The sequence below is a fragment of the Ancylobacter sp. Lp-2 genome (assembly GCF_020523795.1).
GTDB lineage: Bacteria > Pseudomonadota > Alphaproteobacteria > Rhizobiales > Xanthobacteraceae > Ancylobacter.
Window position 1 is genome coordinate 1 of sequence record NZ_JAJALI010000006.1, and the last position, 24,010, is coordinate 24,010.

The window sequence follows — 24,010 nt, forward strand, 5'->3', positions numbered from 1 at the left end:
CGGCGGCGTCCCGAAATACGAACGCACCGTCTCCGCATCTACGCGGCGGTTGCCCTCGACAATGATCGAATTCGCTGTCTGCGCAACGGCGCTAACAGGCGCGACAATGGATCCGGCGACCCCCGCCACGGCCATGAGGGCGACGACGCCCAGGACCGAAGCCATCTTACTAACGAACCGGACACTTACAGCCATTTGGTGCGCAACCTTACCGTTATTCTGAAGTGGCACTGCCCACGCAAGCGCAGACAAGCGCGGTCTTTCACCCAGCGCTCCGCTTGTACAGGCTTTTGCCAAGCCTGCAAACCGAAGCCCCCGCCGCCCAACCGCCTTTTCCCGCCGCCGTGGCACACCGGCAACGCTTGGGCAGAGGGGCGTCAAGATTTTGATATATTGAGAATATCGTTCCACGTCGCAAACAGCATGAGCATCAGCACCAGGGCAAGTCCGATGCGGAAACCGACCTCCTGCGCCCGGTCGCTGAGCGGACGGCCGCGCAACGCTTCGATGGCGTAGAACATCAGATGTCCACCATCGAGCAAGGGTACGGGGAAGAGGTTAAGAAGACCAATCGAAACCGACAGAACCGCCGCCAGCTGCAGAAGCGCGCCGATTCCGAAGGTCGCCACCTGCCCCGACACCTGGGCGATACGAATCGGCCCCCCCAGTTGGTCGGCGGATTCGCGCCCGGTGACCACCCCGCCGAGATAGGAGAAGGTGCGGTCGACGATGAACCACACCTCCTTGCCGGCGAGGCCCACCGCTTCCACCGGACCGAATCGCTGGGTCGTCACATCCCCAGCCCCGGTGGAGCGGGAGATGCCGAGCACGCCGATCCGGTGCACATTGCCGAACGTATCGGTGATCTCGCGGCGATCCGGCGTCGCGGTCAGCACACGGTGTTCGCCGCCGCGGTCGATCTGGACGCTGAGCGGCACGTCGGCGCTGGCGCTGACGATGCGCTGCATGTCGCTGAACGATTCGATGGGCGCGCCGTCGATCGACAGGATCAGATCATGCGGCTGGAAGCCGGCCTTCTCGGCGGCACTGCCGGCCTGGATGGCGTCGACGCGCGGCGTCGCCACCTGCCGCCCCACCGTCATGAACAGGCCGGCGAAGATGACGATGGCGAGGATGAAATTGGCGATCGGGCCGGCGGCGACGATGGCGGCGCGCGCGCCGACCGACTTGTGGAAGAAGCTGACCTTCTTCTCCGCCTCGGTCATATGCGAGAGGCCGTCGCGGTCGGGCGCGGAGGCGGCGTTGTCGTCGCCGAGGAATTTCACATAGCCGCCGAGGGGTATCGCCGACAACTTCCAGCGCGTGCCGTGCCGGTCGTTGAAGCCGACGATCTCCGGCCCGAAGCCGATGGAGAAGGCCACCACCTTCACCCCGGCCCGCCGCGCCACCCAGAAATGGCCGAGCTCATGGAAGAACACCACGATCGTCAGCACGAAGAGGAACGGGACGAGATAGCCCAGCAGCCATTCGGCGCCGCCTCCCATCGACGAGAGCATGTTCATTTCGCTTTCCTCATCTGCACGTCGACCGCGGGCCGGGGCCGGACCGCATGAGACCTTGCTACCATGATGTCGCCGCCAAGTTTGGCAGAGAAACGGCAGCCCGCCACATTTACCGCGCCCCGTCCGGCGCTCACCACACCAGCAGACCGGCGGCCGGCGCCATCGGATGACGCAAGAGGCCGATGCAGCAGGCGAGCACGGCCGCGGCGACCAGCCCGTCCAGTCGATCCATCAACCCGCCATGGCCGGGGATGAGATGGCCGGAATCCTTCACCCCGAACCGGCGCTTCATCGCCGATTCGAACAGATCGCCGGCCTGGCTGCAGACGCTGGCCGCCAGTGCCGCCGGGGCAGCAAGCAGCGCGGAGTCGATGCCGGCGAGCCACACGGTCAGCATGCCCGCGGCTACCGCGAACACCACGCCGCCGATCGAGCCCGACCAGGTCTTGTTGGGACTGATCCGCCGCCACAGCTTAGGCCCGCCGATCAGCCGGCCGCAGAAATAGGCGGCGATGTCGGTGGTCCACACCACGGCCAGCAGCCAGATGATGGCAACGAGCCCATAGCCGGGATCGAGACGCAGCAGCGTCAGCGAGAAGCCCATGACGCCGGCATAGAGCACGCCCGCCAGCGCCCACAGGCGCAGTGCCATCGTCCCCCGCATGACCAGCGCCGACGCCAGCGCCCCGATGGGAAGCGCCAGCGCCAGGACCGAAGGCCCGGCCACCGCGGCGAACAGCGAGACGGCGATGCCGCCGCCGCCCAGCGCGATCAGAACCGGCAGGCGCGGCAGCCGCGCCATCTTGGCCCATTCCCACAGCAGCATCAGGCTGGCGAGGAAACACAAGAGCACGAAGGGGCGCCCGCCCCATGCCGCAGCGGCAATGACCAGCGGCGCCAGCACCAGCGCCGAACCCAGCCGCGGCAGGAAATCCGCACCGATCTTCAATTCAGGAGCGCCCCGGCGCGTCGAGGCCGCCGAACCGGCGTTCGCGGCCGGCGAATTCCTTGAGCGCCTGCTCGAACCAGGCGCGGTCGAAATCCGGCCACAGCACCGGCAAAAACACCAGCTCGGCATAGGCCGCCTGCCAGAGCAGGAAGTTCGACAGCCGCTGCTCGCCGCTGGTCCGGATGAGAAGATCGAGCGGCGGCAGACCCTGCGTATCGAGCGAACCGGCCAGCCGTTCCGGGGTGATCTCCTCCGGCGACAGCCGTCCCGCCGCCACTTCCCGCGCCAGGGCGCGGGCGGCGCGGGCGATCTCGTTCTGCGAGCCGTAATTGAAGGCGACGGCCAGCGTCAGGCCGGTATTGCCGGCGGTCAGGATTTCCGCCTCGCGCAGCATCGCCTGGATCTCGCCATCGCGCGGATGCCCCTCGCCGAGGATGCGCACCCGCACATTGCGGGTGTGGAGATCCTGAAGGTCCCGGCGGATGAACAGCTTCAACAGCCCCATGAGCTCGTCGACCTCGCCCTCGGGGCGGGTCCAGTTCTCGCTGGAGAAGCTGAACACGGTCAGCGCTTCGATGCCGAACTCGATGGCGGCGGCGATGGTACGTCGCACCGCCTCGACACCACGGCGATGGCCCTCAAAGCGCGGTAGGCCGTGCGACGTCGCCCAGCGGCCGTTGCCATCCATGATGATGGCGACGTGCCGCGGCATCGGACCGCCGGGTGCGGCCGCCGGCCGCCCCGCCTCGATCTGTGCATCGTCTGACACGTCGAACTTCGCGATCTTCAAGGAGGCCAACTCCGCGCCGTCGTCCGGCCCGCGCTCAAACCGCCAGGATTTCCTTTTCCTTGGTCGCCAGCACCTGATCGACCTCGGCGATCGACTGGTCGGTGGCCTTCTGCACCTGATCGGACAGACGGGTCTGCTCGTCGGCGCTGATGTCCCCGTCCTTCTCCGCCTTCTTCAGGCTGTCCATGCCGTCGCGGCGCACATGGCGCACCGAGACGCGGCACGCCTCAGCGTATTTGTGCGCGACCTTCACCAGCTCCTGGCGACGGTCCTGGGTGAGCTCGGGAATGCGCACCCGGATCACCTGGCCTTCGGTCTGCGGGTTGAGGCCGAGATTCGAATCGCGGATCGCCTTCTCCACCGCCGACACCATGCCACGGTCCCAGACCTGCACGGAGAGCAGGCGCGGCTCCGGCACGTTCACCGAGGCACACTGGTTCAGCGGCATGTGGGCGCCGTAGGCATCTACCTGGATCGGCTCCAGGAGGCTCGCCGAGGCGCGGCCGGTGCGCAGGCCGCTCAGCTCCTGCTTCAGGACACCGATGGCGCCCTGCATACGGCGCTTGAGATCGGCGATATCGGACGGACCAGTGCTCATAGCGGACCCTCTTCTTGCTAGGCCGGGCCTGCGTGGCGCGGTCCGCTCGACGCGGCACCAGCACCGCGAGCGGCCGGACCCGGCTATATCAAATGGTTTGCCGCGCGAGGCAAGCGCGCAGACGCCTTATTCCATGCCGCAGCGCGGCATCGACGCCCGGTCAGGGCGCCACGGTGGTGGAGCGCCCCCTCCCCCGCACGGCATCCTCGATGGCACCGGGCTGGCGGATGGAGAACACGATGATCGGCAGCTTCGCCTCGCGCGCCAGCGCGAAGGCGGCGGCGTCCATCACCTTCAGATCCTTGGCGAGCGCCTCGTCATGGGTGAGACGCTCATAGCGCACCGCGTCGGGATCGCGCTTGGGATCGGCGGTGTAGACGCCATCGACATTGGTCGCCTTCATCACCGCGTCGCATTCGAGCTCGGCGGCGCGCAGCACGGCGCCGGTGTCGGTGGTGAAATACGGATTGCCGGTGCCACCGGCCAGCACGACGATGCGCCCGCGCGACAAATGGCGCGAGGCGGTCTGGCGGGCATAGGGCTCGCAGATGGTCGGCATCGGGATGGCGGAAAGCGTGCGGGCCGGCGAGCCGGCCTCCTCGATCGCCTTCTCCAGCGCCAGCGCGTTCATCACCGTCGCCAGCATGCCCATATGATCGGCGGTGGCGCGGTCGAGGCCGCGGCCGGCGACGCTGGCGCCGCGCAATATGTTGCCGCCGCCCACCACCACGGCCACCTCGGCACCCGCCTTGTGGGCGTCGGCGAGATCGCGGGCGATGCCCTCGATGGTCGGCCAGTGCAGGCCGAACGCCTCGCTGCCCATCAGGGCTTCACCGGACACCTTCACCAGCACGCGCCGGTAGGACACTTCCTGCGGTTCGCCCGTTTCGGACATGAGGCACCTTTTCATGCTGTGCGCGGCGCCGACACGCCCCGCCTCATACTAAAACACGCCGGGCGCCTCGTGGCGGCCCGGCGTGGTCTTATCAACAAACGCGTGCTGCGTCTCAGGCGCCGGCAGCAGCGGCGACCTCGGCGGCGAAGTCGCTCTCCTGCTTCTCCACGCCCTCGCCAAGAGCGAAGCGCACGAAGCCGGCAACCTTGATCGGCGCGCCTACCTTGCCCTCGCTCTCCTTCACCGCCTGGGCGACGGTCTTGGAGGGCTCGTGGATGAAGGGCTGCTCGACCAGCGTGACTTCCTTGTAGAAGGTCTTCAGGCCGCTCTCGACGATCTTCTCGACGACGTTGTCCGGCTTGCCGGAGGCCTTGGCCTTCTCGGCCAGCACGCCGCGCTCACGGGCAACCACGTCGGCGTCGATGCCGGCCGCGTCGAGCGCCTGCGGGTTGGCGGCGGCGACATGCATGGCGATCTGGCGGCCGAGGGCCGCGAGCTCATCGGCCTTGCCGGTCGATTCGAGCGCGACCAGCACGCCGATCTTGCCGAGGCCTTCGCCCACCGAGCCGTGGATGTAGCTGGCGACAACGCCGGAGCTGACCGACAGCTCCTTGGCGCGGCGCAGATTCATGTGCTCGCCGATGGTGGCCACGGCGCTGGAGATCGCCTCGCTGACGGTGCCGCCGGCCGGATAGGCCGCCGCGCCGATGGCCGCGACGTCGTCGCCGGCGACAAGCGCCACCTGGGCGATGTTGCGCACCAGCGCCTGGAACTGCTCGTTGCGGGCGACGAAGTCGGTCTCGGAGTTCACCTCGACCACCACGCCCTTGGTGCCGGCGAGCGCGAGGCCGATCAGACCTTCGGCGGCGACGCGGCCAGCCTTTTTGGCAGCCTTGGCAAGGCCCTTCTTGCGCAGCCAGTCGATAGCGGCCTCGATGTCGCCCTCGACCTCGCCCAGCGCGTTCTTGCAATCCATCATGCCGGCGCCGGTCTTCTCGCGCAGCTCCTTCACCATGCCCGCGGTGATGTTGGCCATATCCCGTTCCTCATTCCAATCGACACGATTCGCAGGTGTCATCTGCGACGTATCATTCGTGCATGTGTCATTTGACGACACGGCCGGCCGGAGGGTTCCGGGCCGGCCGCGACTTCACGATCCGAGCGACAGCCTATGGCCGCCGCGAGCCTTCCGCGTCGGTCACTCGACCTCGGCGGTCAGCTCCTTGGCCTGGGCGACCCAGCCATCCACGCGACCCGGCAGGCCGACTTCCTCGCCGATGCGGTGGGCGTCGGCAGCGTCGAGACCGGCGATCTGCGAGAAGTGGAAGATGCCGAGATCGGTCAGCTTCTTCTCGATGGCCGGGGAAACGCCGGTCAGCTTCTTCAGGTCGTCGGCCGGGCCGCGCGGGCCGGACAGCGGCTCGAAGGACGACCAGGTGGTCTCGGCCGGCAGATCCTCGATCAGCGGAACCTCGGCGGCGCCGATGTCGACACCGAAATCGCCCTGGGCGCGGCCGATGCCGTCGATGGCGGCGCGGGCGATCAGGTCGCAATACAGGTTGATGGCGCGGCCGGCGTCGTCATTGCCCGGAACCGGATAGGAAATGCCGTCCGGATCGCAGTTGGTGTCGAGAATCGCCGCGACCGGGATACCCAGGCGACGCGCCTCGGCGACCGCGAGGTCTTCCTTGTTGGTGTCGATCACGAAGAGCAGGTCCGGCAGGCCGCCCATGTCGCGGATGCCGCCGAGCGCGCGATCGAGCTTTTCCTTCTCGCGCTGGAGCGTCAGGCGCTCCTTCTTCGTGTAGCCGACGCCCTCGCCGGCGTTGAGCAGCTCTTCGAGCTTCTTCAGACGGGCGATGGAGTGGGAGATGGTCTTCCAGTTGGTCAGCATGCCGCCGAGCCAGCGGGAGTTCACATAATACTGAGCCGAACGCTTGGCGGCATCGGCAACGGCATCGGCCGCCTGGCGCTTGGTGCCGACGAACAGCACGCGGCCACCACGGGCCACGGTGTCGGACACCACCTGCAGCGCGCGGGCCAGCGAGGGCACCGTCTGGGCGAGGTCGATGATGTGGATGTTGTTGCGGGTGCCGAAGATGAACGGGGCCATCTTCGGGTTCCAGCGGTGGGACTGATGCCCAAAGTGCACGCCAGCTTCAAGCAGCTGACGCATGGAGAAATCGGGGATCGCCATAGTCGTGTCTCTTCCGGTTAGCCTCCGCGGACATGGCCGAGCCGGGAATTCGGCGTCGGCACCGGAGCGACGGGGGTCTCGACCATAGGCAGAGAACCCGGCCGCGAGGTCCGCGTGCGGGATGGCGCGGCATATACGCGAGGCGGCGATGTTAAGCAAGAGTGCGGGCCGGATCCCGGGGCGCCGGGACGGGAGCCGAAGGCTACGCTGGCGCGGAACCCGGGGGCGAAGCGCGGAAAGCACGTACACCGCGCGCATCCGGATACCCGGCGCCCCGGTGAACCTCGCCACCATGCACGCCGCCGAAGACACCGGGCGCAGGCGCTATCCGGTTCTGGCCAGCGAGCAGACCACGCACGGAGCCCAGTTCGCCCGCGGCTTCGCGCCCACGGCCGGACCGCGTGGCTGAACGGCGTCGCCCTCGTTGCACCTCACCTGCGCCCCGGAATCACGCCTCAGGATGACCCTCCTGGATGGACCCTGACGCGCGCCCTTATAGCGACCTCTCCCCGATCATCGCCTGTCGCCGCAAGCGGAAAGGTTCGACGTCGCCGGCTCCTCCACTGGCGATGCTCGTCGCAGCGCCGGGCCGCATGCTGCCCGGACGCTCAATGCATCTCCACCGCCACCACGCCGGGCACCGCCTTGATGGCGCCGGCGATCTGCGGCGACAGGCCAAAGCGGCCCGGCAGCTTCACCTCCACCTCGGTCTCGCCGCGCTCGCCAAGCAGCAGCACGACAGCGACCTCGCCATCGCCGCGCCCGCCTCCGAGCGAGGAGAGCCGCGACGCCACGCTTTCCAGCGGCTCCGGCGAGCGCAGAAAGATGCGCAGCGCCTTCTGCATCTTGGAGGCCGCCTCGTCGAGCGGCTCGCAGGTCTGGATACGGGCACGCACGTCCTCGCCCTGCAATTCCGCGGCGACATGCAGCAGCAGCGCCCTCCCCGGCTCGAGGAGATCGCGGAACTGGTTCAGCGATTCGGAGAACAGCACCGCCTCGAACTGGCCGGAAGGATCGGACAGGCCGACAATGCCCATCTTGTTGCCGGTCTTGGTGCGGCGCTCCTGCTTGCTCACCACCGTGGCCGCCAGCCGCCCGGCGGAGGCACCGGCGCGCACCGAGCGGGAGAAGTCGCTCCAGCGCTGCACGCGGAAGCGCTCCAGCGTCTTGCCGTAATCGTCGAGCGGATGGCCCGTGAGGAAGAAGCCGATGGCGTCATATTCCTTCTGCAGCTTCTCCGCCGGCAGCCAGGCCTCGACAGCAGGAATGCGCAGATCCGCCGCCGTCGACGGGCCGCCGAACATGTTGCCCTGGCCGAGCGCCGCCTCGGCGCCGGCGGCGGCGGCGTGGCCCATTACCGCCTCGATCGCCGCCGAGGCGCGGGCGCGGTTCGGCTCCAGCGCATCGAAGGCGCCGGCATTGACCAGGCTCTCCATGGTGCGCTTGTTGAGCGCCTTGGCGTTGATGCGGGCGGCGAAGTCGGCGAGGTCCTTGAACGGCCTATCCCCCCGCGCGTCGACGATGGCGTCCACCGCCTGCACGCCGACGCCCTTGATGGCGGCGAGCGCGTAGAGGATGCGCCCGTCCTTCACCGCGAATTCGCGGCCCGAATGGTTCACCGAGGGCGGCACCACCGTGATGCCGAGCCGCTGGGCATCCTGGCGGAATTCGGCGAGCTTGTCGGTGTTGCCCATGTCGAGCGTCATCGAGGCGGCGAGGAACTCGGTAGCGTAGTTCGCCTTCAGATAGGCGGTCTGGTACGACACCAGCGCATAGGCTGCCGCATGGCTCTTGTTGAAGCCGTAATCGGCGAACTTGGCCAGCAGGTCGAAGATCTCCGACGCCTTGGCCTTCGGCACCTTGTTTTCCACCGCGCCGTCGACGAAGCGCTCGCGCTGCTTATCCATCTCGGCGCGGATCTTCTTGCCCATGGCGCGGCGCAGCAGGTCCGCCTCGCCGAGCGAATAGCCCGACAGCGTCTGGGCGATCTGCATCACCTGTTCCTGGTAGATGATGACGCCGTAGGTCTCCTTGAGGCTGCCCTCCAGGGCGGGATGGGCGTAGACGGCCTGTTCCTGCCCGTTCTTCACTGCGCAATAAACGGGAATGTTGGCCATCGGGCCCGGCCGGTAGAGCGCCACCAGCGCGATGATGTCCTCCAGCCGGTCCGGCTTCATGTCGACCAGCGCCCGCCGCATGCCGGCGCTTTCCACCTGGAACACGCCCACCGTCTCGCCGCGGGTGAGCATGGCGTAGCTTTTCTTGTCGTCGAGCGGGATGGTGGAAAGATCGAGCTCGATGCCGCTCTGGGCCACCAGCCGGACGGCGGTCTGCAAGGTGGTGAGCGTCTTCAGGCCGAGGAAGTCGAACTTCACCAGCCCGGCCTGCTCGATCCACTTCATGTTGTACTGCGTCACCGGCATGTCGGAACGCGGGTCTCGGTACAGCGGCACCAGCTGGGCCAGCGGCCGGTCGCCAATCACGATGCCGGCGGCATGGGTGGAGGCGTGGCGGTTCAGCCCCTCCAGCTTGGTGGCGATGTCGAAGGCGCGCTTCACCACCGGGTTCGCCTCGGCCTCGGCCTGCAGGCGCGGCTCGTCATTGATCGCCTGCTTCAGCGTGACCGGGTTGGCCGGGTTCTGCGGCACCAGCTTGCACAGCTTGTCGACCTGGCCATAGGGCATTTCCAGCACCCGGCCGACGTCGCGCAGCACGCCACGCGCCTGCAGCGTACCGAAGGTGATGATCTGCGCCACCTGGTTGCGGCCGTAGCGCTGCTGCACATAGCGGATCACCTCGTCGCGGCGCTCCTGGCAGAAGTCGATGTCGAAGTCCGGCATCGACACGCGCTCGGGGTTCAGGAAGCGCTCGAACAGCAGGCCGAAGCGCAGCGGGTCGAGATCGGTGATGGTCAGCGAATAGGCGACCAGCGAGCCGGCGCCGGACCCACGCCCCGGCCCCACCGGGATGCCGTGCGCCTTCGCCCATTTGATGAAGTCCGACACGATCAGGAAGTAGCCGGGGAACTTCATCTTCTCGATGATGGACAGCTCGAAGGCGAGCCGGTCCTGATAGTCCTTCTCGGTCAGCCCCGGTGCCGGGCCGTGGACGCCGAGGCGGGCGGCGAGCCCCTCCTCCGCCTGTACGCGCAGTTCCTCGGCCTCATCGCGCTCCATGGTGAAGCGCGGCAGGATCGGCTTCACCGTGCGCGGGCGATAGGCGCAGCGCCGCGCCACCTCGATGGTGTTGGCCAGCGCCTCCGGCAGGTCGGCGAACAACTCCATCATCTCCGCGCGGGTGCGGAAACGGTGCTGGGGGGTGAGCTGGCGGCGCCCATCCTCGGCGACGAGGCGGCCCTCGGCGATGCAGATCAGCGCGTCATGCGCCTCATAGTCGTCCTGCGCGGCAAAGAACGGCTCGTTGGCGGCGACCAGCGGCAGCTCCAGCCGATAGGCGAGCTCGATGAGCGACCGCTCGACCCGGCGCTCCTCGCCGATGCCGTGGCGCTGCACCTCGACATAGAGCCGGTCGCCGAACAGCACCTTCAGCGCTTCCAGCCGCTGCGCCGCCACATCGGGCGCGCCGAGCACCAGCGCCTTGTCGATCGGGCCGGACGGGCCGCCGGTGAGCGCGATCAGCCCGGCATGGTGGGCCTCCAGCCAGTCGGACTTGATGTGCGGGGCGCCGTCGTCGGCGGTGTCGAGATAGGAGCGCGACACCAGCTCCATCAGATGGCCCCAGCCGGTCTCGTCGGCGGCGAGCAGCACGATGCGCGGGCGCTGGGCATGCGCCGCCCCCCTTCCCGCCTGGTCGCCGAAATCGATGGCGAGCGAGCAGCCGACGATAGGCTGGATGCCGGCGCCAGCCATCTTCTCGGAGAATTCCAGCGCGCCGAACAGATTGCCGGTGTCGGTCAGGGCGATGGCGGGCTGGCGGTCCTTCTTCACCAGCTCGGCGAGCTTGCCGACCGGCAGCGCGCCCTCCAGCAGCGAATAGGAGGAATGGACGTGGAGATGCACGAACCCGACATCCGCCTCGGCCATGATCTTCCTCCTGCTCGCGACTCACCAAACTGCATGGTGGGGGATGGCGGCGGGCGACGCCACTCGCGTCCGCGCGAGGACGCCCTCTGTCCCCGCGATCCTCAGACGCCGGTGAACACCCCGGCCCAGATGCCGATCATGGCCACGAACAGGCCGATGGAGGACAGAGCGGCGACTTCCTGGAGCAGGATGCGGATCATGACGTTCTCCCTTGCGACGTGACTGACGCGGAACATATAGAGAACATCGGGGATAAACGGCCTCAGGTCAAGCTTTGTTCTCTTTACGTTCTTGTCGTTGGTTGCGAAAGGACTAACGCGGAGCGTCGAATCGTCGACAACGCCTCAGGCGATACGCGGCGGCCAGGCGAGATCGAGGCGCACGGAGGGGCTGCGCGTGGTCTCGCGCGGGGCGACGATCACCGCGTCGCAGCGCGCCGGCTTGCCGTTCATCGCCGCCATGAAACTGCGCACCTCGCGGCGCGCGATCTCGCCGACCGTCGCCCCTTCCACCACCACATGGATGCGGACATCGCGCGCCCTGGAAGTCTCCGGGACCAGTTCGGCCACGCAGTCATAGCCCGAGGGGGTGGCGGCGAGTTCGGAGAAGCGTCCGAGCTTGGCCCGGTGCGTGTCGGCGGGATGGATCACGTAGTGGTATTCGCCGTCGCCCGCCAGCTGCCGCTCGGCGACCGGCGCGACATGGCGAATGCCGAACAGGCGCAGCACAACGATCAGCAGCACCGCGGCGATCACGGCGGCGGACAGCATCGTCAGATGATCAAGCCACGGCGAGTCCATCCGGTGAGCTCCTCAGGGGGCATCCGAGGCATCTCCCGAAACTATTGCGGCGGACGGCCGCCGCGGCAAGAAAAATTATCAGGCGATCAGGCGAGCTCGACGACGGCACCGTCCTGCAGGGTAACCCGGCGGTGCATGCGAGCGGCGAGATCAAGATTGTGGGTGGCGATCACCGCCGCCAATCCGGTGGCCTCGACGAGCTGCTGCAACGCATGGAACACGTGGTCGGCGGTGTGCGGATCGAGATTGCCGGTCGGCTCGTCGGCCAGCAACACCCGCGGCGCATTGGCCACCGCGCGGGCGATGGCGACGCGCTGCTGCTCACCGCCGGAGAGCTCGCCGGGCCGATGTTCCAGCCGCTTGCCGAGGCCGAGATAGCCCAGCAGCTCCTTGCCGCGCGCCGCCGCCTCGCGCTTGGCGAGACCCCGGATCATCTGCGGCAGCATCACGTTCTCCAGCGCCGAGAATTCCGGCAGCAGGTGGTGGAACTGGTAGACGAAGCCGATATCGGTGCGGCGGATGCGGGTGCGCTCGGCGTCGGGCAGGCCGGCCGTGCCCTGCTCGCCGAGGTAGACCTCGCCGGCATCCTGGTGCTCCAGCAGGCCGGCAATATGCAGCAGCGTCGACTTGCCGGTGCCGGACGGCGCGACCAGCGCCACCGACTGGCCTTCCATCACCACGAAGTCGGCGCCGCGCAGGATTTCCAGCGTGCCCTCGCCCTGGACGTAGCGGCGTTCGATGCTCTCAAGGCGCAGTGCGACAGCCATCTCCGCCTCACTCGTAGCGCAGCGCTTCCACCGGATCGAGGCGCGCGGCGCGCCAGGACGGGTAGAGCGGAGCGAGGAAGGAAAGGATCAGCGCCATGATCACCACCGAGGTGGTCTCGCCGGCATTCATCTCCGCCGGCAGGCGCGACAGGTAGTAGAGCTCCGGCGAGAACAGCTCGGTGGCGGTCAGCCAGGAGATGAACTGGCGGATCTCCTCGACGTTGAGGCACACGACGAGGCCGAGCAGGAAGCCGGCCAGCGTGCCGACCACGCCGATGGCAGCGCCGGTGACGAGGAAGATGCGCATGATCGCCCCGCGCGACGCGCCCATGGTGCGCAATATGCCGATGTCGCGGCCCTTGTCCTTCACCAGCATGTTGAGGCCGGAGACGATGTTGAACGCCGCCACCACCACGATGAGGGTGAGGATGAGGAACATCACGTTCCGCTCCACCTGCAGCGCGTTGAAGAAGGTGGCGTTTCGCTGTCGCCAGTCGACGATGTAGACCGGCCGCTGCGCCGCCTGCTGCACCGCCGCCCGGTATTTCTCCATGGCGTCGGCATTGTCGGTGTAGACCTCGATGGCGGTGACGTCGCCATCCTTGTTGAAATAGGCCTGCGCCTCCGGCAGCGGCATGAACACGAAGGCGCTGTCATATTCCGACATGCCGATCTCGAAGATCGCGGCGATCCGGTAGGCCTTGATGCGCGGGCTGGTTCCCATCGGCGTGACCGAGCCGCGCGGCGACACCAGGGTCATGTTGTCGCCGGCATGCAGCGAGAGCTGGTCGGCGAGGCGCTTGCCGATGGCGATACCCTCGCCGGTGTCGAAGCCCTGCAGCGTGCCCTCGCGGATATTGGAGCCGATCGAGGGCAGCGCCCGCAGATTGGTCTCCGAGATGCCGCGCACCAGCACGCCCGAGGCATTGAAGGCCGAGGAGGCCAGCGCCTGCCCCTCGATCAGCGGCACGGCGAGCTTGATGCCCGGCACGCCGGCAATGCGCATGGCGACGGCCTCGTAGTCGGTCAGCGGGCTGTCGATCGGCTGCACCAGCAGGTGGCCGTTGAGGCCAAGGATCTTCGACAGGAGCTCGGTGCGGAAGCCGTTCATCACCGCCATGACGATGATCAGCGTCGCCACGCCCAGCATGATGCCGAGGAAGGAGAAGCCGGCGATCACCGAGATGAAGCCCTCCTTGCGGCGGGCGCGCAGATAGCGCAGCGACAGCATCCATTCGAAGGCGCTAAACGGACGCGTGCCGGACGGCTCCGCACCCGCCGCCGGGGCGGCCTTGCCGGCCGCGCCGTTACCTGCGCTTTTTCCTGCGGTCTTGACTGCCATCTCGCCTCCGCCGCCTTCCGGCTCAGCCGAGAACGCGGGCGAGTGCAGACTCGACCGACAGGTTCTCGCGCGCGCCATCCGCTCGGCGCTTCAGCTCCACCGTACCGGCGGCAAGCCCCTTGGGCCCGACGATGATCTGCCAGGGCAGGCCGATGAGGTCGGCGGTGGCGAATTTCGAGCCGGGCCGCTCCTCGGTGTCGTCGTAGAGCACGTCGACGCCCTTGGCGGTCAGCGTCGCATAGAGCTGCTCGCAGGCGGCGTCGGTGCCGGCGTCGCCGACCTTCAGGTTGAGGATGCCGACCTGGAACGGCGCGATGGCGTCCGGCCAGATGATGCCGTTCTCGTCATGCGAGGCTTCGATGATCGCCGCCACCAGGCGCGAGGGGCCGATGCCGTAGGAGCCCATATGCACGGGGCGCTCGACGCCGTCCGGTCCGGTGACCTTGGCGCCCATCGGCTCGGAGTATTTGGTGCCGAAATAGAAGATGTGGCCGACCTCGATGCCACGGGCCGAGAGGCGCTTGCCCTCCTCGACCGCCTCGAAGGCGGCGACGTCGTGCTTCTCCTCGGTGGCGGCGTAGAGGCTGGTCCACTGGTCCACCGCCGCCTGCAGCGCCGCCGGGTCGCGGAAATCGATCTCAGCCGGGGGCGGTGCCATCTCGAGATAGTCGGCGTGGCAGAACACCTCGCTCTCGCCGGTGGAGGCGAGGATGATGAATTCGTGGCTGTGATTGCCGCCGATCGGGCCGGTGTCGGCGACCATCGGGATCGCCGTCAGCCCCAGCCGGGCGAAGGTGCGCAGATAGGCGACGAACATGCGGTTATAGGCGATGACCGCGTTCTCGAAGTCGAGATCGATCGAATAGGCGTCCTTCATCAGGAACTCGCGCGAGCGCATGACGCCGAAGCGCGGACGCACCTCGTCGCGGAACTTCCACTGGATGTGGTAGAGATTCAGCGGCAGGTCCTTGTAGGACTTCACATAGGCCCGGACGATTTCGGTGAGCATCTCCTCATTGGTCGGCCCGTAGAGCATGTCGCGCTCGTGCCGATCCTTGATGCGGAGCATCTCCTTGCCGTAGTCGTCATAGCGACCGCTCTCGCGCCAGAGATCGGCCGACTGGATGGTCGGCATCATGATCTCGATGGCGCCGGAGCGGTTCTGCTCCTCGCGGATGACGTTGCAGATCTTGTCCAGCACCTTCTTGCCGAGCGGCAGCCAGGCATAGATGCCGGCGCTCTCCTGCCGGACCATGCCGGCGCGCAGCATCAGCCGGTGCGAGACGATTTCGGCTTCCTTCGGCACTTCGCGCAGGATCGGAAGGAAGTAGCGGGACAGGCGCATCGGACGGGACTTTCGATTCGACCGGCGCGGCTGGCCGGAAAAGTGGTGCCGAGTGAAACCGGATCGGCGACAAAAACACAAGCCCTCGCCCGCCTCTCCGTCCCTCCACGCCCTGTGACGACAGCAATTTGAACGGTTGCCGCGCCTTCGCTGCACTTTTGACTATTGCGCTGCACAAACGATCTATTGCGGCGCAAGGATGACAAGCCGTTCCATTCCGGCCTATGTTGCAATCCTCAAGAAAGGGGACCGCCCGTCCACGCTCTAGCGCGGCGTTCGGCCCGGGTCTCGGGAGGAATGATCGGCAAGAAAGCCCCCTGGCAGATCACCGTAAAACGGGACGGAACCAGGTGCGGGCGGCCATGAGAAAGAGAAGGCGGGATTTTCGGATCCCGCCTCTTTTTTTGTCTGCGTCACAGCTGGTCGCGCGTCACGGGTTTGTCGCGATGACGGTTTTGCCGGGAAACCGCTCCCCTCACCTGCCCCATTCCCGGCACTGTCATGAACGGCCTGGTGGCGACGACGACACTCCGGGGAATCGCGCGGCCTTGAATCCCTCGCCGGCCGACGCGCCGTTCAACAAACCGGCATAGAGGCGGCGCGGCCCCCTCGGCGGTCACCCTGCCCGCGTCAATCGACCTTGAACGGCATCGGGAACATGTCGAGCCGCAGCCGGTGCGTCTCCACCAGGAAGGCGAACAGCCCGACGATCACCGCCGCGATCAGCGTGGTGGCGATGGCCTTGCGCAGCAGCAGCGGGCGCAGCGGCGCGCCCGGCTCGGTGCCGTCCTGCACCACCCCGTCCTCGTGCTGCGAGCGCACGCCAAAGGGCAGCGTCATGAAGATCACCGTCCACCAGACGATGAAGTAGATGGCGATATAGGTGCCGATGCCGAACATGGTTCAGGCCTGTTCCAGTTCGACGAGGGTGCCGTTGAAGTCCTTGGGATGCAGGAACAGCACCGGCTTGCCATGCGCGCCGAGGCGCGGCTCGCCCGTGCCCAGCACCCGCGCGCCCGCGACCGTCAGCCGGTCGCGGGCGGCGAGGATGTCGTCTACCTCGTAGCAGATGTGATGGATGCCGCCATCCGGGTTGCGCTCCAGGAACTTGCCGATCGGCGAGCCCTCGCCTAGCTGGCCCAGCAGCTCGATCTTGGTGTTCGGCAGTTCGATGAACACCGTCGTCACGCCATGTTCGGGCTGGTCAACCGGCGTCGAGACCTTGGCGCCGAGCGTGTCGCGGTAGAGCGCGCTCGCCGCCGCGAGATCCGGCACCGCGATGGCGACATGATTGAGACGGCCGATCATGACACTTCCTCCCCGCCGTCACATGCTCAGGCGGCGACCTTCATACCGTGATCACCAGCACGTGGCAGAGCGGCTTCTTGCCCCAGGCGGCGTTCACCTGCGAGCGCACCGCCCGGGTGAGCGATTCCGCCACCGCGTCCGGGTCGCGCCGGCGCTGCTTGGGCAGGCCGTCGAGGCAGTCCAGCACCGCGTCTTCCACCACCTCGTCGAGCGGCCGCCCGCCGATGCCGGCCTGCGGGATGCCGGTGAGGTCGATCATCGGATCGCCCACCACCTCGCCCTTGCTGGTCATCGCCACCGCCACCGAGACGACGCCGGCGAAGGACAGCCGCCGGCGCTCGGCGATGGCGGAATCCGCGTCGCCGACCAGCACCAGGCCGTCCTTGTACAGCTTGCCGACCGGGATCTCCTCGATCACCTCGGCATCGTGGCTCGGATCCTCGCCGATCAGGCGCACCACGTCGCCGTCGACGATGCGCACCACCTGCTTCGCCCCCATGCGGCGGGCGAGATCGGCATGCTCGGACAGATGCAGCGGCTCGCCATGCACCGGCACTGAGATGCGCGGGCGCAGCCACTGGTACATCTGCTCCAGCTCGCCGCGGCGCGGATGGCCGGAAACGTGCACCAGCGCGTCGCGGTCCGTCGTCACCTTCACGCCCTGAAGCACCAGGGCGTTGATGATGCGGTTCACCTCGCGCTCATTGCCGGGAATGGTCCGCGAGGAGAAGATCACGTGGTCGCCGGCCGACAGCGCGATCTCGGGATGATCGTCGGAGGCAATGCGGGACATCGCCGCGCGCGGCTCGCCCTGGCTGCCGGTCAGGATCGCCACCACCTTGTCGCGCGGCAGGAAGCCATAGGCGTCCACCGAGCGGAACGGCGCCAGGCCGTTCAGCAGCCCCTGCTCGCGCGCCACGGTGATCACCCGCTCCATGGCGCGGCCGACCAGCACCACCTCGCGGCCGACCGAATGCGCCGCTTCCGCCACCGAGCGGATGCGCGCCACGTTCGAGGCGAAGGTGGTCACCGCCACGCGGTTGGGCGAGGCGCGCATGATGTCGGCCAGCACCAGCCCGACATCGGCCTCCGAGGGGGAGACGCCGTCGCGGATGGCGTTGGTGGAATCGCAGATCACCGCCCGCACGCCCTCGTCACCGAGCGCGGTGAAACGGGCGGGATCGGTGACGTTGCCGACCACCGGGGTCGGATCGATCTTCCAGTCGCCGGTATGGACGACGAGGCCGAGCGAGGTGCGGATCGCCAGCGCGTGGCTGTCGGGAATCGAATGCGCGACCGGCACGAACTCGACGTCGAACGGCCCGATCTTCTCGCGGCCGCCAGTCGGCACCACGCGGAACGGGATCTTCGGCGCGCCGGGCTCGCCGAGCCGGCGGGCCTCCGCCAGCGCGGCGGTGAACGGCGTCGTGTAGACCGGGCAGCCGAGGCGCGGCCACAAATCGACCAGCGCCCCGACATGGTCCTCATGGCCATGGGTCAGCACCAGGCCGACGATGCGCTCGCGCTCGGCGTCAAGGAAGGTGATGTCCGGCATGATGATGTCGACACCCGGCACGTCGGGCCCGGCGAAGGAAATGCCGAGATCCACCACCAGCCATTGCCGCTTGTGGCGCGGACCGAACCCGTAGAGCCCGAGATTCATGCCGATTTCGCCGACGCCCCCCAGTGCGGCGAATACCAGCTCGTCCGAAGACTTGATCACTCACTTGCCTTTCTTCACGCCGGCTTTCACCGTGCTTGCCCCGCCGACGACGGAAAGATGTCGCCGGCGCGTATCGTCTCGCGCACCCCGTCCGGGCGCCGCAGAACCAGCGCGCCGGAAAAATCCAGCGCCTCGAATATGCCTTCCGTCTCGCGGCCCTGCAGCCGCACCGTCACCGCCCGCCCGAGGCCGAACGCGCAGCGCAGCCAGGATTCGCGCGTGCGCGGGAAACCCTCGCCGCGATCCCACTGCGCCAGCCGATCCAGCATGGCGGCGTCGAGCGCCGCCAGCAACGAATCCGGCTCGGTCGGGAAGCCGGCGCCGGTCAGGCTCACCGTCGGATACGGCGTGTCCTCGGGGCTGCGGGCGCAGTTGACGCCGAAGCCGATCACCGTCGCGCCGCGTCCGTCCGCCGTCATCGTGCCTTCCAGCAGGATGCCGGCGAGCTTGCCGCCGTCGATCAGCACGTCGTTCGGCCATTTCACGCCGATGCGCAAGGGGTCGATGCCGGTGACGGCGCGCACCGCGTCATAAAGTGCCAAAGCGGCGACGAAGCACAGCTCGGGCTGGCGCACCGGCGGGGCCGGATCGACCAGCAGCAGCGAGGCATAGAGATTGCCCGGCCGCGAGTCCCAGGGACGCCCGCGCCGGCCGCGACCGGCGCTCTGCCGGGCAGCGACGAACCAGCAGGGGGCCAGAACGGAACCGGCGCCGGCACCGGTTGCCCGGGCCAGCGCCTCCTGATTGGTGGAGCCGATCTCGTCGAAGCGGACGACCGGCGTTGCTGGTCGGTCGGCGCCCATCCTCAGAAGAGCGCCCTCGCCGCCACCCCGGCCGCCGCCAGCAGCGGCGCCGGATAGACGAACAGCAGCAGGATGAACAGGCCGGACACCGCCAGCACCGCCTTGAGCTCACCCGGCATCGGCTCGAAGGGAGCGGCCGGCTCGTCGAAATACATCACCTTGACGATGCGCAGATAGTAGAAGGCGCCCACCACGCTCGCCAGCACGCCGACCACCGCGAGCGTGTAGAGCCCGGCCTGGATCGCCGCGAGGAAGACGTAGTACTTGGCGAGGAAGCCCGCGAGCGGCGGGATGCCGGCCAGCGAGAACATCAGCGCCGCCAGCATGAACGCCTTCACCGGGCTGGTGCGGGCGAGGCCGGCGAGCTCGTCGTAATTCTCCACCATGCCGTCCTTGCGGCGCATGGACAGGATGCAGGCGAAGGTGCCGAGCGTCATCGCCATGTACACGGTCATGTAGACCAGCACGCCGCGCACGCCCTCCTCCGTGCCGGCGGCGAGGCCGACCAGCGCGTAGCCCATATGGCCGATGGAGGAATAGGCCATCAGGCGCTTCAGGTTCTTCTGGCCGATGGCGGCGAAGGCGCCGAGCACCATCGAGGCCAGCGAGATGAAGACGACAATCTGCTGCCACTGGTGGGCGACGTTCGGCAGCGCTTCCAGCGAGAAGCGCACGAACACCGCGATGGCCGCCACCTTGGGGGCCGCGCCGAAGAAGGCGGTGACCGGGGTCGGCGCGCCCTCATAGACGTCCGGCGTCCACATGTGGAACGGCACCGCCGACACCTTGAAGGCGAGGCCGGCGAACATGAACACGATGCCGAAGATCAGGCCGAGCGAGGGCTCCTGGGCGGCCGCGGCGATCTTGGCGAAGTTCACCGAGCCGGTGAAGCCGTAGATCAGCGAGGCGCCGTAGAGCAGCATGCCGGAGGACAGCGCGCCGAGCACGAAATACTTCAGGCCCGCCTCGGTGGAACGTACCGAGTCGCGGTTGTTGGCGGCGATGACGTAGAGCGACAGGCTCATCAGCTCGAGGCCCATATAGAGGGCGATGAGGTCCCCGGCCGAGATCAGCATCATCATGCCGAGAGTCGAGAGCAGGATGAGCACGGCGAACTCGAAGCGGCTCTGCTTCTCGATCTTCAGCCAATCCACCGACATGGCGAGCGCGCCGCCGGAGCCCAGCAGCGTCAGCACCTTGAGGAAGCGGCCATAGGCGTCGACCTGGAACGAGCCGCCGAACAGCGCCACCGGCTCGGAGGGGCCGAGCAGCACCAGCACCAGCGCCGCGAACAGGGCGGCGAGCGCCAGGCCGTTCACCGTGTCGACCGACTTGGCTCCGGCGATGGCGCCGAACAGCACCAGGAACAGCGCCGCGAGCGCCAGCAGGATCTCGGGCAGCGCGGGGCCGAGCGCGGCAAGGGAGAAGGTCATCGGGCAGGCTCCGCGAGCATCAGGGGTCGGTTCAAGGCAGCCACCTCAGTACAGCGCCAGGGCGGCGGCCTTGGCCACGCCGGCGGCGACATCGGCGCGGGAGACGATCGCCTGCACGGCGACGTTGCACGCCTCCAGGATCGGCCCGGGCCAGACGCCGAACAGGATGGTGAAGAACAGCAGCGGCACCAGCGAGGCCAGTTCCCGGCGGTTGACGTCGAGAATGTCCTTCAGGCTGTCCTTCTCCAGCGGCCCGAAGATCACGCGCCGGTAGAGCCAGAGCGCATAGGCTGCCGAGAGGATGACGCCGGTGGCCGCGAAGAACGCCACCCAGCTGTTGCGGCCGAACGCCGCCAGCATGGTCAGGAACTCGCCGATGAAGCCGGAGGTGCCGGGCAAGCCGACATTCGCCATGGTGAACACCATGAAGAAGGTCGCGTAGACCGGCATGCGGTGGACGAGGCCGCCATAGGCGGCGATCTCGCGGGTGTGCATGCGGTCATAGACCACGCCGACGCACAGGAAGAGCGCGCCGGAGACGAAGCCGTGGCTCACCATCTGGAACACCGCGCCCTGGATACCCTCCTGGGTCATGGTGAAGATGCCCATGGTGACGAAGCCCATATGCGCCACCGAGGAGTAGGCGATGAGCTTCTTGATGTCCTCCTGCATCAGCGCGACCAGCGAGGTATAGATGATCGCCACCACGGAGAGCGTGTAGACCAGCGGCGCGAAATACAGCGACGCGTCGGGGAACATCGGGATCGAGAAGCGCAGGAAGCCGTAGCCGCCCATCTTCAGGAGGATGCCGGCCAGGATGACCGAGCCGGCGGTCGGCGCCTCGACGTGGGCGTCCGGTAGCCAGGTGTGCACCGGCCACATCGGCATCTTCACCGCGAAGGAGGCGAAGAAGGCCAGCCATAGCCAAGTCTGCATGCCCGCCGGGAAGCCGTGCGTCAGCAGCACGCGGATATCGGTGGTGCCGGCCTGCCAGTACATGGCCATGATGGCCAGCATCATCAGCACCGAGCCGGCGAGCGTGTAGAGGAAGAACTTGAAGGTGGCGTAGATGCGCCGCTTGCCGCCCCAGATGCCGATGATGAGGAACATCGGGATCAGGCCGCCTTCGAAGAAGATGTAGAACTGCAGCAGGTCCAGCGACGAGAAGGTGCCGATCATCAGCGTCTCGAGCGCCAGGAAGCAGATCATGTACTCCTTGACGCGCACATGGATCGACTCCCAGCTCGCCAGGATGCACATCGGCATCAGCAGCGTGGTGAGCAGCACGAAGGGCATGGAGATGCCGTCGACGCCCATGCGATAGGCGGCGATGTCGCCGAGCCAGGGCCGGTTTTCCTGGAACTGGAAGTCGGTGCTCGACGGATCGAAGCCGAACAGCAGCAGCAGCGAGATGAGGAAGGTGACGAGGGTCGCCCACAGCGCGACCCAGCGGGCATTGCGCTGCGCGACCTCGTCGTCGCCGCGGATCATCAGCACGATCAGCAGCGCGCCGACGACCGGCAGGAAGGTGACGACCGAAAGAATGGGCCAGTCGTACATCAGTGCGCGCCCCCGAACATGAACCAGGTGATCAGGGCGGCGACGCCGACCAGCATCACGAACGCATAGTGGTAGAGATAGCCGGTCTGCAGCTGGACGACGCGGTTGGTGACGTCGATCACCCGGGCCGAGATGCCGTTCGGGCCCCAGCCGTCGATGACGCGGCCGTCACCCTGCTTCCACAGGAAGCGGCCGAGCCACATGGTCGGGCGCACGAACAGGAAGTCGTAGAGCTCGTCGATGTACCACTTGTTGAGCAGGAAGCGGTACAGCACGTCGTTCCGCCTCGCGAGCGCCTTCGGCACCGCCGGATTGGCGATGTACATCCAGTAGGCGAACACGAAGCCCAGCACCATCATCACCGTCGGCAGGTACTTCGCCCAGGCGGGGACGTGGTGCATCTCCTCCAGGATCTTGTTGTCCGGCGCCATGAAGATGGCCTCGCGGAAGAAGTGCTCGACGTCGTGGCCGACGAAATAGGGGTAGAACAGGAAGCCCGCGAACAGCGCGCCCGCCGACAGAACCCCGAGCGGGATCATCATCACCAGCGGCGATTCATGCGCGTGCTCGTAATGATGGTGGTCGTGCGGATGACCGTGGAAGGTCATGAAGGCGAGGCGCCAGGAGTAGAACGAGGTCAGCGCCGCCGCCGCCACCGTCGACAGCCAGCCATAGGTTGCCATCGGGTTGTGGCTGACGAAGGCCGCCTCGATGATCGCGTCCTTGGAGTAGTAGCCGGCGGTGAACGGGAATCCGGTCAGCGCCAGCGTGCCGATCAGCATGGCGGCATAGGTGTACGGGATCTTCTTGGCGAGCCCGCCCATGTGCCGCATGTCCTGCTCGTGGTGCATCGCGTGGATGACCGAGCCGGCGCCGAGGAACAGCAGCGCCTTGAAGAAGGCGTGGGTGAACAGGTGGAACACGCCCACCGAATAGGCCCCGGTCCCGAGCGCCACGAACATGTAGCCGAGCTGCGAGCAGGTCGAGTAGGCGATGACGCGCTTAATGTCGTTCTGCACCAGGCCGACCGTCGCCGCGAAGAAGGCGGTGGTGGCGCCGAAGAAGATCACCACGCTGAGCGCGGTCTGCGACAATTCGAAGATCGGCGAGAGACGCGCCACCATGAACACGCCGGCGGTCACCATGGTCGCGGCATGGATCAGCGCCGACACCGGGGTCGGGCCTTCCATCGCGTCCGGCAGCCAGGTGTGCAGGCCGAACTGCGCCGACTTGCCCATGGCGCCGACGAACAGCAAGAGGCAGATGACGGTCGGCGCGTGCCAGTCATGGCCGAGGAAGTGGATGCTCTTGTCGGCGAGCGAGGGCGCCGCCGCGAAGACCTGCTCGAAGCCGACCGAGCCGGTCATCATGAACACGGCGAAGATGCCGAGCGCGAAGCCGAAATCGCCGACGCGGTTGACGATGAACGCCTTCATCGCCGCGGCGCAGGCCGAGGGCTTCTCGTACCAGAAGCCGATCAGCAGGTAGGAGGCGAGGCCCACGCCCTCCCAGCCGAAGAACAGCTGGACGAGGTTGTCCGCCGTCACCAGCATCAGCATGGCGAAGGTGAACAGAGAGAGATAGGCGAAGAAGCGCGGCCGGCTCGGATCCTCGTGCATGTAGCCGATGGAGTAGAGATGCACGAGCGAGGACACCGTGGTGACCACGATGAGCATCATCGCGGTCAGCGTGTCGACGCGCAGCGCCCACTTCACGTCGAGGCCGCCGGACGAGATCCAGGTGAAGAGCTCGACGGTGCCTTGCTGCCCGCCAAAGCCGGTCTGGATGAAGACGATCCAGGACAGCAGGCAGGACAGCAGCAGGAAGCCGGTGGTGATGAGCTCGGAGGCACGCGCGCCGATGGCGCGGCCGAACAGCCCCGCGATCAGGAAGCCTGCGAGCGGGAGGAAGACGATCGCCTGATACATGCTCGG

Annotated in this window: 20 protein-coding genes; 1 reads left to right on the top strand and 19 read right to left on the bottom strand. The window is 67.4% G+C overall.

Translation table 11 applies throughout. The annotated features are described in order from the left end of the window. Positions 1–377: 377 nt before the first annotated feature. The 7 genes from rseP to LGR54_RS15440 form a co-directional block, all read right to left on the bottom strand. Positions 378–1,523, bottom strand: coding sequence for an RIP metalloprotease RseP (rseP, locus tag LGR54_RS15410; protein ID WP_230362890.1), 1,146 nt, complete (start codon positions 1,521–1,523; stop codon positions 378–380). A 130-nt stretch (positions 1,524–1,653) separates the two neighbouring features. Then, positions 1,654–2,472, bottom strand: coding sequence for a phosphatidate cytidylyltransferase (locus LGR54_RS15415; RefSeq protein ID WP_230362891.1), 819 nt, complete (start codon positions 2,470–2,472; stop codon positions 1,654–1,656). A gap of 1 nt (position 2,473) precedes the next feature. After that, positions 2,474–3,184, bottom strand: coding sequence for an isoprenyl transferase (locus LGR54_RS15420; RefSeq protein ID WP_230363196.1), 711 nt, complete (start codon positions 3,182–3,184; stop codon positions 2,474–2,476). A gap of 112 nt (positions 3,185–3,296) precedes the next feature. Further along, a complete protein-coding gene (frr, locus tag LGR54_RS15425) occupies positions 3,297–3,860 on the bottom strand; it encodes a ribosome recycling factor (RefSeq protein ID WP_230362892.1) in 564 nt (187 codons plus the stop codon). 160 nt (positions 3,861–4,020) lie between these two features. Further along, positions 4,021–4,755 carry a UMP kinase gene (pyrH, locus tag LGR54_RS15430; protein ID WP_230362893.1) on the bottom strand — a complete coding sequence of 245 codons (735 nt, stop codon included), beginning with the start codon at positions 4,753–4,755 and terminating at the stop codon, positions 4,021–4,023. A gap of 112 nt (positions 4,756–4,867) precedes the next feature. Beyond that, positions 4,868–5,791, bottom strand: a complete 924-nt coding sequence (gene tsf, locus LGR54_RS15435; RefSeq protein WP_230362894.1) for a translation elongation factor Ts — start codon at positions 5,789–5,791, stop codon at positions 4,868–4,870. A gap of 162 nt (positions 5,792–5,953) precedes the next feature. Continuing rightward, on the bottom strand, positions 5,954–6,952 hold the full coding sequence (locus tag LGR54_RS15440) for a 30S ribosomal protein S2 (RefSeq protein WP_230362895.1): 999 nt from the start codon (positions 6,950–6,952) through the stop codon (positions 5,954–5,956). 277 nt (positions 6,953–7,229) lie between these two features. Here LGR54_RS15440 and LGR54_RS25780 point away from each other — a divergent pair, with 277 nt between their 5' ends. Then, complete coding sequence (locus tag LGR54_RS25780; RefSeq protein WP_255607655.1) at positions 7,230–7,361, top strand: hypothetical protein; 132 nt, start codon at positions 7,230–7,232, stop codon at positions 7,359–7,361. 199 nt (positions 7,362–7,560) lie between these two features. Here LGR54_RS25780 and dnaE read toward each other — a convergent pair whose 3' ends face one another. The 12 genes from dnaE to nuoL form a co-directional block, all read right to left on the bottom strand. Next, positions 7,561–10,995 carry a DNA polymerase III subunit alpha gene (gene dnaE, locus LGR54_RS15445; RefSeq protein ID WP_230362896.1) on the bottom strand — a complete coding sequence of 1,145 codons (3,435 nt, stop codon included), beginning with the start codon at positions 10,993–10,995 and terminating at the stop codon, positions 7,561–7,563. A 344-nt stretch (positions 10,996–11,339) separates the two neighbouring features. Continuing rightward, positions 11,340–11,795 (bottom strand): hypothetical protein, encoded by a 456-nt coding sequence (locus LGR54_RS15450; protein WP_230362897.1) that lies wholly within the window; start codon positions 11,793–11,795, stop codon positions 11,340–11,342. Positions 11,796–11,881: 86 nt separating this feature from the next. Continuing rightward, complete coding sequence (locus LGR54_RS15455) at positions 11,882–12,562, bottom strand: ABC transporter ATP-binding protein (RefSeq protein ID WP_230362898.1); 681 nt, start codon at positions 12,560–12,562, stop codon at positions 11,882–11,884. A gap of 7 nt (positions 12,563–12,569) precedes the next feature. Further along, complete coding sequence (locus LGR54_RS15460) at positions 12,570–13,793, bottom strand: lipoprotein-releasing ABC transporter permease subunit (RefSeq protein ID WP_230363197.1); 1,224 nt, start codon at positions 13,791–13,793, stop codon at positions 12,570–12,572. A 133-nt stretch (positions 13,794–13,926) separates the two neighbouring features. Next, the gene (gene proS, locus LGR54_RS15465; protein ID WP_230362899.1) at positions 13,927–15,249 is read right to left on the bottom strand and encodes a proline--tRNA ligase; all 1,323 of its coding nucleotides are present in this window, start codon (positions 15,247–15,249) and stop codon (positions 13,927–13,929) included. Between the two features lie 630 nt (positions 15,250–15,879). After that, complete coding sequence (locus tag LGR54_RS15470; protein ID WP_230362900.1) at positions 15,880–16,149, bottom strand: DUF1467 family protein; 270 nt, start codon at positions 16,147–16,149, stop codon at positions 15,880–15,882. A gap of 3 nt (positions 16,150–16,152) precedes the next feature. Then, positions 16,153–16,557, bottom strand: coding sequence for a methylmalonyl-CoA epimerase (gene mce, locus LGR54_RS15475; RefSeq protein ID WP_230362901.1), 405 nt, complete (start codon positions 16,555–16,557; stop codon positions 16,153–16,155). 40 nt (positions 16,558–16,597) lie between these two features. Continuing rightward, on the bottom strand, positions 16,598–18,277 hold the full coding sequence (locus LGR54_RS15480) for a ribonuclease J (protein WP_230363198.1): 1,680 nt from the start codon (positions 18,275–18,277) through the stop codon (positions 16,598–16,600). Positions 18,278–18,306: 29 nt separating this feature from the next. Beyond that, complete coding sequence (locus LGR54_RS15485) at positions 18,307–19,083, bottom strand: biotin--[acetyl-CoA-carboxylase] ligase (protein WP_230362902.1); 777 nt, start codon at positions 19,081–19,083, stop codon at positions 18,307–18,309. Positions 19,084–19,085: 2 nt separating this feature from the next. Continuing rightward, on the bottom strand, positions 19,086–20,516 hold the full coding sequence (nuoN, locus tag LGR54_RS15490; protein WP_230362903.1) for an NADH-quinone oxidoreductase subunit NuoN: 1,431 nt from the start codon (positions 20,514–20,516) through the stop codon (positions 19,086–19,088). A 45-nt stretch (positions 20,517–20,561) separates the two neighbouring features. Then, entirely contained in the window at positions 20,562–22,076 is a 1,515-nt protein-coding gene (locus LGR54_RS15495; protein ID WP_230362904.1) for an NADH-quinone oxidoreductase subunit M, read from the bottom strand. After that, complete coding sequence (nuoL, locus tag LGR54_RS15500) at positions 22,076–24,004, bottom strand: NADH-quinone oxidoreductase subunit L (protein ID WP_230362905.1); 1,929 nt, start codon at positions 24,002–24,004, stop codon at positions 22,076–22,078. Before nuoL ends, LGR54_RS15495 begins: the two co-directional genes overlap by 1 nt. Between the last annotated feature and the right edge of the window lie 6 nt (positions 24,005–24,010).